The 15,746-nt window shown below is 50.9% G+C and carries 11 protein-coding genes and 2 pseudogenes; 2 read left to right on the top strand and 11 right to left on the bottom strand.

The features are described from left to right. Window positions 1-34 precede the first annotated feature (34 nt). The 10 genes and pseudogenes from FPL14_RS28510 to FPL14_RS30210 all read right to left on the bottom strand — a co-directional run. Entirely contained in the window at window positions 35-1,195 is a 1,161-nt protein-coding gene (locus FPL14_RS28510) for a metallophosphoesterase (RefSeq protein ID WP_229263705.1), read from the bottom strand. Window positions 1,196-1,298: 103 nt separating this feature from the next. After that, window positions 1,299-1,880 (bottom strand): RNA polymerase sigma factor, encoded by a 582-nt coding sequence (locus FPL14_RS28505; protein WP_182300910.1) that lies wholly within the window; start codon window positions 1,878-1,880, stop codon window positions 1,299-1,301. Window positions 1,881-1,947: 67 nt separating this feature from the next. Further along, a complete protein-coding gene (locus tag FPL14_RS28500) occupies window positions 1,948-3,132 on the bottom strand; it encodes an efflux RND transporter periplasmic adaptor subunit (protein WP_182300908.1) in 1,185 nt (394 codons plus the stop codon). 25 nt (window positions 3,133-3,157) lie between these two features. Further along, the gene (locus FPL14_RS28495) at window positions 3,158-6,256 is read right to left on the bottom strand and encodes an efflux RND transporter permease subunit (protein WP_182300906.1); all 3,099 of its coding nucleotides are present in this window, start codon (window positions 6,254-6,256) and stop codon (window positions 3,158-3,160) included. A gap of 170 nt (window positions 6,257-6,426) precedes the next feature. Further along, window positions 6,427-7,797, bottom strand: a complete 1,371-nt coding sequence (locus FPL14_RS28490) for a sensor histidine kinase (RefSeq protein ID WP_182300904.1) — start codon at window positions 7,795-7,797, stop codon at window positions 6,427-6,429. Next, the gene (locus tag FPL14_RS28485; protein WP_182300902.1) at window positions 7,794-8,471 is read right to left on the bottom strand and encodes a response regulator transcription factor; all 678 of its coding nucleotides are present in this window, start codon (window positions 8,469-8,471) and stop codon (window positions 7,794-7,796) included. Before FPL14_RS28485 ends, FPL14_RS28490 begins: the two co-directional genes overlap by 4 nt. A gap of 71 nt (window positions 8,472-8,542) precedes the next feature. Further along, window positions 8,543-9,109 carry an RNA polymerase sigma factor gene (locus tag FPL14_RS28480; protein ID WP_182300901.1) on the bottom strand — a complete coding sequence of 189 codons (567 nt, stop codon included), beginning with the start codon at window positions 9,107-9,109 and terminating at the stop codon, window positions 8,543-8,545. A 45-nt stretch (window positions 9,110-9,154) separates the two neighbouring features. Then, window positions 9,155-10,330: an ABC transporter permease gene (locus FPL14_RS28475; protein ID WP_182300899.1), complete on the bottom strand. Its 1,176-nt coding sequence runs from the start codon at window positions 10,328-10,330 to the stop codon at window positions 9,155-9,157. Further along, the gene (locus FPL14_RS30215; RefSeq protein WP_229264027.1) at window positions 10,308-11,033 is read right to left on the bottom strand and encodes an ABC transporter ATP-binding protein; all 726 of its coding nucleotides are present in this window, start codon (window positions 11,031-11,033) and stop codon (window positions 10,308-10,310) included. The genes FPL14_RS28475 and FPL14_RS30215 overlap by 23 nt, the downstream gene beginning before the upstream one ends. Before the next feature lie 510 nt (window positions 11,034-11,543). Continuing rightward, window positions 11,544-12,335, bottom strand: a pseudogene (locus FPL14_RS30210) (efflux RND transporter periplasmic adaptor subunit); the annotation flags it as partial. 331 nt (window positions 12,336-12,666) lie between these two features. Here FPL14_RS30210 and FPL14_RS28465 point away from each other — a divergent pair. Together FPL14_RS28465 and FPL14_RS28460 are read left to right on the top strand one after the other, a co-directional pair. Then, window positions 12,667-13,352 (top strand): annotated as a pseudogene (locus FPL14_RS28465) (response regulator transcription factor). Continuing rightward, window positions 13,349-14,827 (top strand): sensor histidine kinase, encoded by a 1,479-nt coding sequence (locus FPL14_RS28460; RefSeq protein WP_229263704.1) that lies wholly within the window; start codon window positions 13,349-13,351, stop codon window positions 14,825-14,827. The pseudogene FPL14_RS28465 and the gene FPL14_RS28460 overlap by 4 nt, the downstream one beginning before the upstream one ends. Here the strand turns inward: FPL14_RS28460 and FPL14_RS28455 are convergent. Beyond that, window positions 14,822-15,625, bottom strand: coding sequence for a hypothetical protein (locus FPL14_RS28455; RefSeq protein WP_182300895.1), 804 nt, complete (start codon window positions 15,623-15,625; stop codon window positions 14,822-14,824). The genes FPL14_RS28460 and FPL14_RS28455 overlap by 6 nt on opposite strands. Window positions 15,626-15,746 lie beyond the last annotated feature (121 nt).

The following is a 15,746-nucleotide window of genomic DNA, read 5'->3' as shown; positions in this document are numbered from 1 at the left end:
TCGCAAGGCTTTGTGTGCGGTTATCTGTCCGGCTTTATTTATTCCCTAACAGGATTCGAAGTTGAATGATTTCGCTGCGGCTTCCGATGCGTATCGGCGGTCCCCAAGATCCGAACCCGGATGAGACCACGACATGCATGGCCCCCTTCCTCATATATCCCCAATCGAGCTCGAACAGTCTTTTCGTAATCAAGTGGTTTGGCGCGAACTGCCCTCGGTGAGTATGTCCGCTGAGCATAACGTCGGCGCCCGCCTCCGCTGCCGCCGCAAACTTCGTTGGCTGGTGATCCATAAGAATAATCGGTTTGGCATGATCCAAAGAAGAGATAAGTTCGTTTACGCCAAGCCGCCTAGAAGGCTCCGCGGACTCCGCCGTTTTGTCCTTGCGCCCGGCGATGCTCAGTTCCCCTCCGATATCCACCGTCTCATCGCGAAGCACTTGTATGCCTATTTTTTTCATTTCCGCGACATATTGCTCGATATGTCCGCCGAAATACTCGTGATTGCCTAATACGGCATAGATGCCGCGTTCCGATTTGAGTTGACCGAGCACCTCGCCCATCCGATTGCGAAGATAAGGCTCGATCGAATCGTCGATCACGTCGCCGGGCAACAAGATTAAGTCCGGTTTCATCGCGTTCACTCGACTAACAAGCTTAGCAAGATGCTTCCGTCCTACCGTGTTTCCTAAGTGGATATCGGATGCTACGGCAACCGTCCATTCTACCTGCCCTCCAGGGATAGGTTCTTTATCGATGTTCAATTCATATTGCCGAACGATCGGGCTCCATGCATTGCGCGAACCGATAGCGAATAACACGATCAGCAGAGCCACTACCGCGCTTCCCGCGTAGAGAGAGTAGTCGGTCATTGCGCTGCCCGTCGCATAAACGATCAACTTAATCAGATCGTATAAGACGAACAATAGAAAAGCGGCTTCCATAAAAAAAATAAAATAAGATCCGATGACTTTCAGCAGCCTGCCCGCCGGAAGCAATACGGCCGGAAGCCGAAACCGTCCCAGGATGTAACCATAAGCGATAATTCCGAACGGGATCCAGAACGACCACGGGGAATACGAGATTCCAACGGCGTCTAGCCAATCCGTCAAATGCCAGCCGATATAATAGTTAATGCTGGAATAGACGGTTATCAAAAAAATGAACAAAATGACCATGCGGCTTTGGATTTTCATTTATGCGTTACGCACCCTACTCTCTCTATTGTTTACTGTGCTAATTATAGCATAGAAAGAGCCCCGAACCGAAACGGTTCGGGGCTTGGGTAGATCAGACTCGTCAGACTCGCGATATTATGCCTCGCGGACGATCCTGCATAATGGCGTGCGACCATCGCTCCACGTCGAATTGAATGACTTTGCGATTTCCGGTTAATTCTTCTCGTTTGCGAAGCATAGCCCGGGTTCGAAACAGGATGGACTTAATCGTCGACGTCGTGCAGCCCATATCGTTCGCGATCTCTTGCATCGAGTAACCGAAATAATAGAATAATAGCCACATTTCGATATTTCGTCGCGGAAATCTCTCGGATAACCATTCGATTGCGCTGCGAATTTCCACGTAATCATTATCTGTGTAGTACGATTTCGAAGGATCGGCTAAGTCGAGCCGTCTTCTCCTCTGTTTTTTGCGGCACTCGTCTATCCATAAATTTTTGGCTACGCGCATAAGAAACAGCTTTACATCCAGATAAGGTTTGGTATGGATGAAGAAGACCAATGACTTAAGCAACGATTCTTGGAACAAATCCTCCGCGTCCCAGCCTGATTTCGTCAAATACAGACAATATTTCTTCAGATCAACCAGATGGGGAGTTACCCAAGTGTCATATACTCCATTCACATCGATGGTGGATGTCATCGAAGCCATTACCCCCAATCTCGAATAAGACAACGAACCGTACTTTTATGAAACACGAACGAACGCCTTATTCCTTTTGTTCTACCTTAACGGTCTGACCCTGATCCAGCGCATGCTGACCGGATACGATTAGGCTGTCGCCAACGTTAAGGCCTTCCAATACCTCTTGATAAGGCCCGTTGATGCGACCTAGCTTTACTTGTCTTTTCTCGGCTTTGCTTCCGTTCAGAAGGAATACGAACGTCTCCGTTCCTTCCCGCACGATGCTTAACGAAGGAACGGCCACTACGTTTTCTTCCTCTGGCGTCGTCAACTGCAACTGTACGCGGGAAGCGGGCTTGAGCAGTCGATCGGAATTATCCACCTCTAGCTCAATCGCGTATAATCGCGTGCTCGAATCGGCAACCTCCGACAAATAAATCACTTTCGCCTTTTTTTGCGACGCTTCGCCGGTTGACAGCTTGAACGCAAGCTCGCGTTTGTTGCGGGCCAACTGCGCTGCCGGTTCGGTTAATTGCGCTTTGATTTTCACTTTATCGGTATTTTGCACGATTCCGAACAAGCTTCCGGCTTGAACGCTAGTGCCGGAGTCGACCTTCACGTCGGTTAACACCCCGCTCGCGGGAGCTTTGATTTCACCGTTTCCCCACGAGGTTTGCGCTTGCTCGAGCATTAATCTTGAAGTTTCGACTTGCGCCTCAAGAGCGGCTGTAGCCTCGTCCCCTTGCAATGCCTCCAGTTGCTTCATCGCCACTTGCAAACTTCTCATCGTTTCTTCTTTCCCGGATTCATCGGCTTCTCTTGTTTGCTGCTTCAGCAAATCCTTCAGTTTATCGACGGAATTCGTCAATTCCAAACGTCTCGCCGTCAGCTCTACCTTAGAATTGATGAGCGACATTTCGGCGCTCTTAAGAGCGGCTTCCGCTTTTTCTTTCTCGATGAACGCATTCTTGTTGTCGAGAACGGCAATGACTTCTCCCGCTTTCACTTGTTCTCCGTTGTACTTCACGAGTTTAAGCAGGAGGCCGCCGGCCTCAGCCGTGATGTCGACCCGGGAAGAAGCAATGACTTCCGCCACTTGTTCGCGCGGCTCCCCCATGCTTTGCTTTTGTACGGCTTCAATTTTCACCGCGGGTTCGTTCTCCGCCACCGCCGCGGTAGGCTCTTCCGTCGAGGAAGCGTTGGACGAGCACCCGGCAATCGCCGCGGAACTAACCAACAATAGAACTAACGCCCATTTCGATCTTTTCATATGCTATAACTCCTTATTCGCAAAATTAAACGCTCAGATTTTGGCTTTGCTCCGCTTGTTCGCTGCGGCGAAACAAACGGCTAGTTCTGGCTTTCAAGGATTCGATTAACTCGTAAATTATCGGCACTACGACTAGCGTCAAGATCGTCGAAGTAACCAACCCTCCGATTACGACTACCGCCAACCCTTTGGATATCAGCGTGCCATGCGAGAGACCGAGCGCTAACGGAACCATCGCCGCAATCGTCGCGCCCGCTGTCATTATGATCGGTCTGAGACGTACTTTCCCCGATTCGATCAAAGCGTGGCGAACAAGGTAGCCTTCTTTCCTAAGCTGCTGAGTACGGTCGAGCAGTACTATGGCATTGGTAACGACAATACCAATGAGCATCAGGAAGCCGATCAATGAAGTAATGTTAATCGACTCGCGCGCGATCAACAAGCCGAGCAAACCGCCGATGACCGCCAAAGGCAAGGAGAATAACACTGCGAACGGTGTTCCCGCGTTACCGAAACAGAGAACCATGATTAAATATACGATCGCAACGGCTGCTCCCATGGCCGCGAACAGTTGCGAGAACCCTTCCTCCATGTCCATGCTGACGCCGCGCGTCAACGTCGTAACCCCGGAAGGAAGCTCAAGCTCGTTCAAAGCATCCGATACTTGGGCGCTAATCGTTCCTTTGTCCGCGGAATCGATCTTCGCCGTTAAGCTTACCATCAGTTTCTGGCTCTCGCGTCTTAACTCGAGAGGCGACTTCACTTCTTCGAGCTTGGCGACTTCATTCAAGAACACCGTGTTTCCGTTAGCGGTCTGAATCGGCATTTGCCCTAATTGAGCTAGCGAGTTTTTGTCTTTGGGCGCAAGCTCGATCGCGGTCCGATAACCGATATTGTCAAGCCGAACGTTGCCTAGCTCGTATCTTCCGATCCATTCTCCGGTCAGATCGCGAATTTGCGAGACGGATAAGCCGAATTGTCTGGCTTTGGACGGATTAACCGTAATTTGTATCTCCGTCTTCGCATCTCCCAAGCTGTCTTTAATTTCTTTGAGTTCCTTGAACTCCTTCATTTTTGCCTTGATCGATGCGGAGGCTTGCTCCAGGATTTGTTGGTCGTCTCCGTAGATGACGTAAGTGAAATCAACCGAGGAAAAACCGTCTCCGCCCGTCAGCGCGCCGGGGAGCACTTCGGAGCCTTTAGGCAATTGGGCCAGTATTCGTTTGCTGTACTCCTCCTTGATTAACGCGGGATCGGCTTGCTCGTTCACTTCCGTAATGAGATCGATGACGTAAGGAACGCGATCTTCGCTCCCGTTATAGCCGACGAGAGATTCCACGAACGTAAACAATTCTTTACCCTGTTCATCCTTGGCTTCCTGCAACAGCTTCTCGATTTGTTCGGCTTGCAGATTCGTGCTATCGAAGGACGTATCGTTAGGCAACTTGATCGTAAAATCCATTTTCTTGTCGGGCTCGCTTTCCGGAAGAAACCCGGTAGGCAGGTTCGGCACGGTAACGACGATAGTCATTATCAACAAAATTCCGGAAAACAACAGCGTCTTGATCCGGTTGGATAAGCTCCAGACCAATACCCGCTCGTAGAACGAAGTTAATTTGCCGCCGTCATGCTCCGTAACGGATATCGCTTTGGAATTCCTAAGCACCATAAGCTTCGCCAACATCGGAATAACCGTTAACGACACTAACAAAGAAGCCAATAGGGCACATGAAACCGTCAAGGCAAAAGGCCTGAAGAAACCTCCGATAATGCCCGACACGAAAGCGATAGGCAAGAATACTCCGACCGTTACGAAGGTCGATGACGAGATCGCCATCGCAACCTGCTTCACGGCGAGAAGGATGACCGATTCGTTCCGCTTCTGCGCTTTCTGCAGATTGGCGTAGATGCTCTCGATAACGACGATACTGTCATCGACGATTCGGCCTACGGCGATGAACATTCCCCCGAGGGACATGATATTCAAGGTGAGGTTCATCGTTTTCATCATGACCAAGGTGATCAGGATGGAAAGCGGGATGGACACGATGACGATCAACGTCATTCTCATGTTACGTAAGAACAATAAGATCATTAGGGAGGCTAGGATGATTCCCATTACCCCTTCTCTTAACAACCCGCTGATCGACTCTCTTACTTCGTCGGCGCTATCGTAAACCTTGTTAAAGGCGATCCCCGGATAAGCAGCCTCCCATCCTTTAATCAAATCATTCGTCGCGTTGGAGAAATCGACGGCATTCGTCGCGCCGGATTTGTACAGATGAATGCCGATTGCGGGTTTGGCGTCTATTCGGGCGATAAAGGTAGATTCGCTAATCGCTTTGATTGCCGCGACTTCCTTTAAGAGTAGCGTTTGGCCGCTTGGCGTCACGATCTCCATATTTTCCAGTTCGTATAGACTTTCCAGTTCTCCCTTTACCCGGGCGATTTGGGAGTTGCCATTGAATTTAACGATCCCCACCGATCCATTCGTCATCGACGACTGCATGGAAGCAGTCACCATCGTAGGCGTCAAACCGTATGCGGCCATAGCTCCCGCATCCAACTGAATGTCTAGGGAAGATTTGCGTGCCCCGATCGTATCGATATGGTCTAATCCGCTAACGGATTCGAAACCGGGCTTCAATTCTTCCTCGTATAGTTGATCGAGCTCGGTCTGGGACATCGTATCCTTAGCCCGAACAGCCAAATAATAAACTGGGAACGAAGCATAACCTATGGTAGCGACGACAGGTCTGCCCGCTTCCCTCGGCAAGTTCACGCTCTGAACCAAGCTTTCGAGATCCTGCTTCGTCTTATCGATATTTACCTTTTCATTGAATTCGAGAAAAATCGAAGAAAACCCATCGCTTGAAGTCGAACTTAGCATCTTTAAACCTTCAGCGTTGGCTACCTTGCTCTCGATAGGTTTCGTTACAAGATTCATTACGTCTTGCGGCGATGCTTGATAGTCCGTATTGATCATGACGTACGGAAAAGAAACGTCGGGCATGTTCTCGACCTTCAGCGAGTTCCCCGAAAAGCTTCCCGCTCCAAGCACGATCGCGATTAAGATGATCATCGCCGCGATTTTGTTCATGGAAAACTGAATTAATGACTTCAACAGCTAACCCTCCTGCAAATTCGTATCGATATTCCGCTAAGCTGTCTGGCAAATCTCACCTGTTGTTTCCGCAACAGTGTATAACACGAATATGAATATACTATGACATAGCAAAAAAAACCAATGACATAGGGAGAAAGTTCCCTTTCATTGGTTTCTTCGTTTGCATGCTAGATGCGGTTAGGCAATCTGACGACGGCGATCGTTCCGCCGTTAGGGTTGTTTTTCAGTTCGATCGCTCCGCGGTGCCTCGTTACGATTTTTTTGACGATAGCCAGTCCCAGTCCGCTTCCGGAATGTTTTTTGTTATGCGACTGGTCCGATTTATAGAATCTTTCGAAGACTTTGGCATGCTCCTCCGGCGGAATCCCGATTCCGTTATCGGTAATGACGATCTCGATAAGATCCACGTGCTTCAAGATACCGATGCCGATCTGACCGCCTGCAGGTGTAAATTTGATGCTATTCCCGATCACGTTGTTCCACACCTGGTTCATTTGATCCTCGTCGGCCACGATTTTCGTCTTCGGCAAATTCAGCCGCCATTCGATCGACTTGGCCGACCATTGCGGCTCCAAGGAGACGACCGCTTTGCGAAGCTGTTCGTCCAAATCGTATATGCGAGGCTCGAACGGATGACGCTTCGAATCGAGGGAAGCCAGCTTCAACAGATTATCGCTGAGCCGCGATAACCTCTCGCTCTCGTTCTGGATAATGCTTAAATAGCGGCTTCTCTCTTCATCCGACAGATTGCTTTCCTGCAGCGCTTTGGAGAATCCGGAGATCGACGTGAGCGGCGATTGGATTTCATGGGAGACGTTCGAGACGAAATCCTGCCTCATCGATTCTAGCTGTTTCATCTGGCTGGCCATGTAATTGAAGCTTTGCGCGAGCTGCCCTAGCTCGTCCTTGCGTTTACCCCATTTGAGCTCGATATCGAACTCGCCTTTGGCCATTCTCTCGGCGGCCGCTCTCATCCCGCGCAGAGGCTTAACCAAGTAACGGGCGCCTATGATGATGACCACGATGCCAAAAAATAAATTGATAAGCAAAGCCGAGACGATCAAAATTTGCGCGAACGATTCGACGGTACTTTCGGATACTTGGACGAAAAGCGCGTATTTATTGCCCGATTGCACATAGGGAAAGCCGATGATCAATTCCGTCGGGGAAACGTCGATCCCTTTGTACTCTTCGCCGTTCAATACGGAGCGGACGATCTGATCCGATATGATATAGAGGTCCGCAGGTTCTCTTCCGTCCCGGATCATCAGCTTGCCTTCCTGATCGTACAGGCGGATTTCGTATTGATCCGAGTAACTGGACGTCTTCATGATTTCATCCGCGCGGTTGACGCCGTTAAGCCGATAGATCTCCTGAATGCTCTTGCCGTCTTCCACAAGATCGGCTTGAAGCTTATTCGCGTACCGGTCTCCGACGGAATCTAATAAGTACAGGGATAAAAAATAAGTGCTTACCAATCCGACGATGACGGCGATCATGTAAGTGAGCACGACCCGAAAATAAAGCGACTTGATCATTCCAGCACCTCAAGCTTATAGCCAAGCCCCCGCTTCGTCTCGATCGCGAACGAGCAGTTCAATTCCGCGAATCGGTCTCTAATCCGCTTGATATGAACGTCTACCGTTCGATCGTCCCCTTCGAAATCGGCTCCCCACACTTGTTCGATCAGATCGTTGCGCGTAAAAATCTGGCCGGGAAAGCTGGCAAGCTTAAACAAGAGATCGAATTCTTTCAGCGGCATCGCGAACGGAGTCTCTTCGACGACTGCCTCGTACCTTGTTTTGTCCAATAGCACATTGCCGATCTGAACTTTCATCGAGACATGGATTTTGTACCTCTTGAGCAGCAGCTTCACTCTCGCCGCGAGCTCCAGCGGATCGAAAGGCTTGACGAGATAATCGTCCGCCCCGAGATTAAACCCTTTTAGCTTATGGTCCGTTTCGCCTTTCGCGGTAACCATCAGGATCGGCATTTCCGGATAGTCCTCTTTCAAGCTCCGGCACAAATCCCAACCGTCCATTAACGGCATCATGACGTCCACGATCGTCAGGTCGATTTTTGCTTTCTCCACGATGCGCTTCGCTTCAAGCCCATTGCTAGCTTCCGTGACCTTATAGCCTTCTCTCATTAAATAAAAACGGATCAGTTCAACGATATCCGGGTCGTCATCGACGATCAGGACGTTAGCCATCTCATTATCCTCCCGTATGCGAGCGTTCCACATCTAATACGGCAGAATATGGATGTCGGTTCCCGTTTGCTTCATCCTTCGGAGAGCAAACCTTGCGGCCGATCCTGCATGACCGCCCGCGACCAGCGTTCGACGTCGAGATGGATGACCTTGCGATTGCCCGAGAGCATATGGCGGTTACGGAGCTGATCCCGAGTTCGGAACAGAACGGATTTAACCGCCGAGATCGTGCAGTTCGACGCTTGCGCGATCTCCTGCAACGTGTATCCGAAATAATTGAACAGCAGCCACATGTCTATATTACGCCTAGGCAACCGCTCGGCTAACCATTCTATCGCGCCGCGAACCTCCGCGTAATTATTGTCCGAATAATTAACCGTGGATAGATCGGCGAGCATGAACCGTCTCCTGTTGCGTTTGCGGCAATCATCGATCCATAAATTGCGGGCAACCCGGATAAGGAACGGCTTTACGTCCAAATAAGGCTCGGTATGGTGAAAGAAGATCAACGATTTCAACAAAGTATCTTGCAACAAATCTTCCGCATCCCATTTGGACTTCGTCAAGTAATAACAATATTTCCTCAAATCTTCGAGATGCGGGGTGACCAAATGCTCATAATCCGGAATAGGCCCCATGCGGTTCCCTCCTTTCCGCGCCGCTGAACGCGCATATGTCCGGCGTTATTCGAAACGCAACGCTTCGATCGGCTTAAGCTTGGCAGCCTTGTTCGCCGGGAACATTCCGAACACGACGCCTATGCCTACGGAGAAGCAGAACGCAATCAAAATGATATTAAACGAGAACACGATGTCCATATCGAACGCCGAGGATGCGCCTTGGGCGGCGCCGACTCCGATCCCGATCCCGAGCAATCCCCCCAATCCGCTAAGCACCATCGCTTCGATTAGAAACTGAATCAGGATATCCCGTTTCTTGGCGCCGATGGCTTTGCGTATGCCGATCTCTCTCGTCCTCTCCGTGACGGATACGAGCATAATGTTCATAATTCCGATACCGCCTACTAGCAAGGATATCCCGGCGATGCCCGCCAGCGCGAGCGTCAGCGTATCGGACACGGAAGTTAACGTCGATAACGCGTCGCTCTGGTTGAATACCCGATAGCTGTCGGTATTTCCGCGGAAGCGATCGCTTAGCTCCGCCTCCAAACCCGCGACGACGGAGTCGATCTGCTCGGTCGTCTCCACCTGAACGTAAACCGTTCGGACGCCCTTCGATTTGAACAGGCGTTCGGCCGAAGTTTCGGGAATCATCACGACTTCATCGTTCGATCCCGTCATCGAGCTTCCTTTCTCCTCTAATACGCCGACGACTTTATATCGAGTTCCCTGAATGAGTATATATTCTCCAACCGGACTCGCGAAGCCGAATAGCTCCGTCGCCGTGCTTGAACCGATAACGGCTACTTTCTGATAAACGTCCAGATCGATCTGCGCGAGGAAGCGGCCGGAATCGACTTTGTAATCTTTAACGAGCGCGTAATCCGCATTGGTCCCTACGACGCTGACGGTGACGCTGGTCGTTCCGTATTTGACCGAAGTGCTCTGCGTGCTTGCCGGCGCGATATATTTGATTCCGTCGACTTTATCCGCTATCGCAACGGCATCGCTGGCTTTTAACGTATTGGCAGATCCGCGTCCCAAAATATTTACGGTCAATAGATTAGTCCCCAAGCTCTGGACTTGCTCGGTTACGGATTTGGTAGCCCCTTGCCCTAACGCAACGAGAGCGATAACGGCCGTTACTCCGATAATGATCCCGAGCATCGTGAGAAGCGAACGGAGTTTGTTGGACAGAATGCTCTTGATCGCCATTCTAACCGCTTGTAAGAAGTTCATTCTGCCCTCCCTCCTCTTCGTTCAATTTCCCGTCCATAATCCTGACGACTCGTTTGGCCTGTTCTGATATCCCTAAATCATGCGTGATAAGGACGATCGTATGACCGAGAGCGTTCAATTCTTTCATAAAGCCCATAACTTCCTTGCCCGTCTTCGTATCGAGCGCTCCGGTAGGTTCGTCTGCAAGCAGAATAGGCGGGTTGCCGGCTAACGCCCGGGCGATCGCCACGCGCTGCTGTTGTCCTCCCGACAACTCGACGGGCCGGTGATGAATTCTCTCTTCGAGACCGACCTTCCTGAGCGCCTCGACGGCGCTCTCTTTTCTCTCCTTCGCAGGGACTCCGCGGTAGATCAGAGGCAGCTCCACGTTCTCTATCGCGGTTAATCGCGACAATAAATTAAACCCTTGAAAAATAAAACCGATTTTCCGGTTGCGGATTTCCGCAAGCTTGTTTTCCCTCAATCGGCTTACTTCTTCCCCGTCTAGCCAATATTCGCCGGAAGACGGAGTGTCCAGACAACCGATCACGTTCATGAGCGTCGACTTTCCCGAACCCGACGGTCCTATGATAGCGAGAAAATCGCCTTGACGAACGGTTAACGAGACATTATCCAACGCCATTAGAATCTCTCCGCCCATGCGATACTGCTTGCTTAACTGCTTGATACGAATGAGCGGTTCCGATGTCGATGTCGTAGTCATCAGCGTGCACCGCCTGCCCCTGCGCCGGTAGACTGACGTCCGCCCCCGCCGCTTCCTCCTTGGAATCCGCCTCCGCCGGCACCGCCGCCAGGGAAGCCCGCGCCGCCAAGTCCGGGGAATCCGGCTTGGTTGTTCGAGTTGGAGCTTGCACTCGTGACCGGTTGGCAGAATAACGAGATCCCCTTCTTGCAGCCCGGATAAGATCTCGATCTGATCCTCATTGTTAATGCCCACTTCTACTTCCATCCGCCGGGAGGAAGCAACCGTATTGCCCGAATTCGCGTTCGTGCTTCCGTTGCCGCGGTTCGCCATGAATTGCTCCCTCATCGCCGCTCTTTCCTCGTCGGTCATGTTCTGGAATCGACTTGCATCTCCGACTTGCGGCACTTGACCGGCTTGCCCGCTCTGCGGGGCCGCGCCAGGATTGCTGTCGGTTTGCCCTGATTGTTGGCCCCTCGTTGCTCCCGCACCCGTTCCCGTCTCGCTTGAAGCTCCCGGTATCATTACGAAATACTTGCCTTGAGACGATTGCACCGCTTCCACCGGTACGTAGAGAGCGTCCGTCTTCTTCTCCGTCATGATGCTTGCTTCCGCGGACATCCCGGCTTTAAGCGTTTTGGCATCGGCGAGTACGATCGTGACGTCGAACGAAGCGACGCCGTTGCTCGTCGTTCCCTCGTCCGCGATCGACACGACCTCTCCGGTGAACTTCTCCTCCGGTAACGCTTCGACCAGTATTTGCGCCTCCTGTTTAAGCTTCACCTTCGGAATGTCCAGCTCGTCGATCCCTACTACCATTTGAAGCTTAGCGAAGTTCACGATCTCTCCCAGCTCGTTATTCGGATTGAGGGTATCCCCGGCCTGGACGTCGAAAGTAGCTAACACGCCGTCAATCGGAGCCAGGATCGGATCTAAGCTCTTTTCGGTCTTCAGCGAGGAGATCTCGTCTTGCGTCATCTCGATATCGAGCTCCTGCTTCTGAATGCTCAGAACCATAGCCGCCCGTGCCGTATCGTCTGCCGCTTCTTTATACTTCGTTTGCGAATCCGCAAGCTCCAGCTTTTTTTTCTTCAGCTCGATTTCCTTGCTGCGTACTTGATCGGTAACATCTTCTTGTTCGTATGTAATCAATACATCGCCTTTCTTCACCGCGTCCCCTTGCTTGAAGTTGACTTTCAGCGCCTTCCCCGCGGAAGAAGCTTTTAACGTCTCGCGTACGGAAGGCTGAATGCTTCCGGTGCCGCTCACTTTGACTTCGATCGTTCCTTTGCGGACCGGGGTCGTCACGTAGCTGGCTACCATCTGCGTATCCTGCTTATTGTAGAAGCGGATACCTCCCCATGTTCCCGCTGCCAGTACGATGACTAGAGCGGATGTCCATACGATTTTCTTCTTCATCCGATTTGTTCACCTTCGCTTTTTATCGTCATAGACAAAGTATGCTAGGCAAACCTTAGTTCCTCATGAGTGCCAGCTGAATGTTTTCTGAAAGAAAGGTTAGTCAAACCGCGCCTTCCCGTTTTCAGCATTCTTTCAGCTTTCGCTCAGCCAAAGTTAAGCTAAATCCTCCATAATAGGAAATGATAGAATAAGGCGTCCTTATTCGTGCATAACGTTGGAGGAATGAAGGAACATGGCACAGCAAGGCAGAGGAATCAGAATTCTGGTCGTCGACGACGAACCGAATATATTGCAATTTCTTGAGCTGGGATTATCGAATGAAGGGTATCAGGTCATGACCGCCCAGGATGGACCGGAGGCTATCGGGTTGTTCGAGCAATTCAATCCGCATGTCGTGATTCTGGACGTGATGATGCCCGGAATGGACGGCTACGAAGTATGCCAAACGTTAAAACTCAGCAAACCCGTAGCGGTCATCATGCTGACGGCCAAGGAAGAAATCGAAGACCGGGTAAAAGGACTGACGCTAGGCGCCGACGACTACATGCCCAAGCCATTCGGCTTCGGAGAACTTCTAGCCAGAATCCAAGCAAGAGTTCGTAACCAATTCCCGAATCTGCTGAGCGAAGTATCCATCGGACCGTTCGCGATCGATGCCGCCCGCAAAGAATTCCGTTACAAAGAACGCGCGTTGGAACTCTCTCCGACCGAATACGAGCTGCTCAAACATCTGGTGTTCAACCATGGGCACGTGCTAAGTAAAAGCGTCATTCTTGACCAAGTATGGGGGTATGATTTCGGCGGAGAAGAAAATATCGTGGAAGTGTATATCCGCTCGCTAAGAGACAAGCTTCAGGATCGCGAGCATCGGGTTATCCGGACGATCAGGGGCGCGGTTACCGGGTGGATCTGATATGAATCGTTCGAAGGAATTAATGAACCGCGTCCGAGCAATCGTTTTCCCCCGTTCGCTTCGTTACCAATTGTTATCGCGGATGTTGCTTATCCTCGCCGGTCTGCTGCTCGTGATCGGACTTTTTCAATATGTATTCATGGAACGGTTTCTCTATCAGAACAAAGCCGCGAGCATTCAGCGTCAAATCCAATCCGTACCGGGAGACCTGTGGGAACGAGTAAATCCCATGAAGCGACGCGGTCCTGCCGAGGCCTTTATCTTCTTCCCCTCGTCCTCCGTTGCCTTTATCAACAAAGACGGGAAATTCAATGTGCTATCCGCTATGGACTCCGGTTCGGAAGAAGCCGTCCCGCATCTGTCGTCGGATGTATACGAGGAAGCCATTCTGAAGCCTCGCCGGGATAAGCCCATGTTCAAAATCGTGGACCACGAGTCGACAGGGGAACAGCTCGTCGTTGTTCAAGCGGTTCGATCCTTCAATGGGATCAGCGGCGTCGTGCAAGTAAGCACGAGCACGAAACCGATGAAGAACGAATTGACTCGCCAGCTTTTACTCTTCTTAGCTCTTGCTTTTGCCGCCCTAATCGGAGGTTTGCTGACCTTCCTGCCCGCAATCCGCAGGACGCTTATTCCGCTATCTCGTATGGTTACGACGGTTGAACGAATCGACTCCGGCAAACTTAACGAACGGTTGCCCGAGAACGAACAGCCAATGGAGATTCATCGTCTGTCCCATTCCTTCAATCGAATGCTGGAGCGTCTCGAAGCTTCTTTTCATGCCGAGCAAGAAGCCAAGGAGCAAATGCGCCGATTCGTCTCCGATGCGTCCCATGAGCTCAGGACGCCGCTGACTTCCATACATGGTTTCCTGGAAGTATTGCTGCGCGGCGCTTCGAGCGATCCCGTTCAGCTGGATAAAGCACTGAAGAGCATGTACGGCGAATCCGAACGAATCAACAAATTAGTTTACGATCTGTTGCTATTGGCCAAGCTCGACCGGACGCCCGAAACCCATCTTGCTCCGTGTAATATAGCCGGATTGGTGCTGGATATGGAACCTCAATTGCAACTGCTGGCAGGCGATAGAGCGGTTAACATCGAGATTGCAACTCAACCCGCAACGGAAATGGAGCTCATGCTCGATCGAGACAAAATCAAGCAGGTCATGCTCAATTTGTTCCAAAATGCCGTCCAGCACACGGATCCCATACAAGGTAAAATCGATATTCGCATCCGTAAGGGGGATGCCGGAATCGAGCTCCTGCTTCAAGACAACGGAACGGGAATCGCGGCCGAGCATCTTCCTCGCCTATTCGACCGCTTCTATCGCATAGATAGTTCCCGCGCGCGCAAATCCGGTGGAGCAGGTCTTGGTTTGTCGATCACGAAGTCGCTCGTCGAACTGCACGGAGGCACTTTAAACGCAGAAAGCCGCCCAGGTTCAGGCAGCTTGTTCCGAATCTATCTTCCGCTATAATCGATCGAGCCGTTGTACGCCTTCGAACAGCGTTGCGATGTACAAATAGCGTTCATCCGAATCTACGTCCGTCACTTGGCAACCGATTTTTAATGCCATTAACGAAATTTGGTTGCCAATATGGCTCACCCGATATAACCCGCGATCCGTACAAGCGAACACCTCGTTGTTCTTCGTCACAACGGAGAACATGAACGCATTGCCCATTTTGTATCGATCGAAACCGCCGCGTTGATTGCCTACCAATAGATCGCCGTGCTCCGTTGCGCCGATGATTCTGCCATGATGCACGGCCAAGCTTGTCACGGCCGAACCGTAATGATAATTCATCCAAGAGGAAGTCATTCGATCAAGGATAGATAACCCTTCGTTCGTTCCTAGCACGACGTACTGAGGCAAATACAAGAAATCGTAAACAATGACGTCCGATCGCATCATCAGATGCCATTCCGTCCCCTCCGTATACCAAAGACCGCAAGAAGTTCCCGCTAGTCCGACCTCTCCGAACTCCTTATATTGATAGCATCCGACGGCCAAGTCGGATGCCGTCCAAGTGCCTGTCGCGCAATGGAAAAGTCCTTTGTTCGAACAGGCATAAAGCTGTTCATCGTACACTTGCAAGCGATTGATATGGGTTTGTTCCGGAAGCCCTTCGTTGATTTCGATCCACTCGCCCGACATTTGATGTTTATGAACGATCCCCTGACCGAGCGGCGCGGCAACCAAAGCATCGGAAGACAACCTCTTGACCGAAGAAAAATGGAATACGAGTCCGCCGGGATTCGCTGATGTTTGCATCGAATGAATTCAACTCCTCTGCACTAAACAACGCCTTAATCATTATCAGTCTAATTGATAATGATTATCAATGTCAAATTTTAATTGTTTGATAGGCGGAATTATTGTTAAAGGTCCCTGC

This window comes from Cohnella cholangitidis, from assembly GCF_014107495.1.
GTDB lineage: Bacteria > Bacillota > Bacilli > Paenibacillales > Paenibacillaceae > Cohnella > Cohnella cholangitidis.
Note: the sequence above shows the minus strand (reverse complement) of the source record. Positions and strands in the feature narration are given on the sequence as shown.

Excerpts from the sequence above, each read along its gene's own strand:
- FPL14_RS30215 (WP_229264027.1), bottom strand. The coding sequence starts at position 11,033 with ATGACTACGACATCGACATCGGAACCGCTCATTCGTATCAAGCAGTTA.
- FPL14_RS28500 (WP_182300908.1), bottom strand. The coding sequence starts at position 3,132 with ATGAAAAGATCGAAATGGGCGTTAGTTCTATTGTTGGTTAGTTCCGCG.
- FPL14_RS28490 (WP_182300904.1), bottom strand. The coding sequence starts at position 7,797 with ATGATCAAGTCGCTTTATTTTCGGGTCGTGCTCACTTACATGATCGCC.
- FPL14_RS28505 (WP_182300910.1), bottom strand. The coding sequence starts at position 1,880 with ATGACATCCACCATCGATGTGAATGGAGTATATGACACTTGGGTAACT.
- FPL14_RS28460 (WP_229263704.1), top strand. The coding sequence starts at position 13,349 with ATGAATCGTTCGAAGGAATTAATGAACCGCGTCCGAGCAATCGTTTTC.
- FPL14_RS28485 (WP_182300902.1), bottom strand. The coding sequence starts at position 8,471 with ATGGCTAACGTCCTGATCGTCGATGACGACCCGGATATCGTTGAACTG.
- FPL14_RS28475 (WP_182300899.1), bottom strand. The coding sequence starts at position 10,330 with ATGAACTTCTTACAAGCGGTTAGAATGGCGATCAAGAGCATTCTGTCC.
- FPL14_RS28480 (WP_182300901.1), bottom strand. The coding sequence starts at position 9,109 with ATGGGGCCTATTCCGGATTATGAGCATTTGGTCACCCCGCATCTCGAA.
- FPL14_RS28455 (WP_182300895.1), bottom strand. The coding sequence starts at position 15,625 with ATGCAAACATCAGCGAATCCCGGCGGACTCGTATTCCATTTTTCTTCG.
- FPL14_RS28510 (WP_229263705.1), bottom strand. The coding sequence starts at position 1,195 with ATGAAAATCCAAAGCCGCATGGTCATTTTGTTCATTTTTTTGATAACC.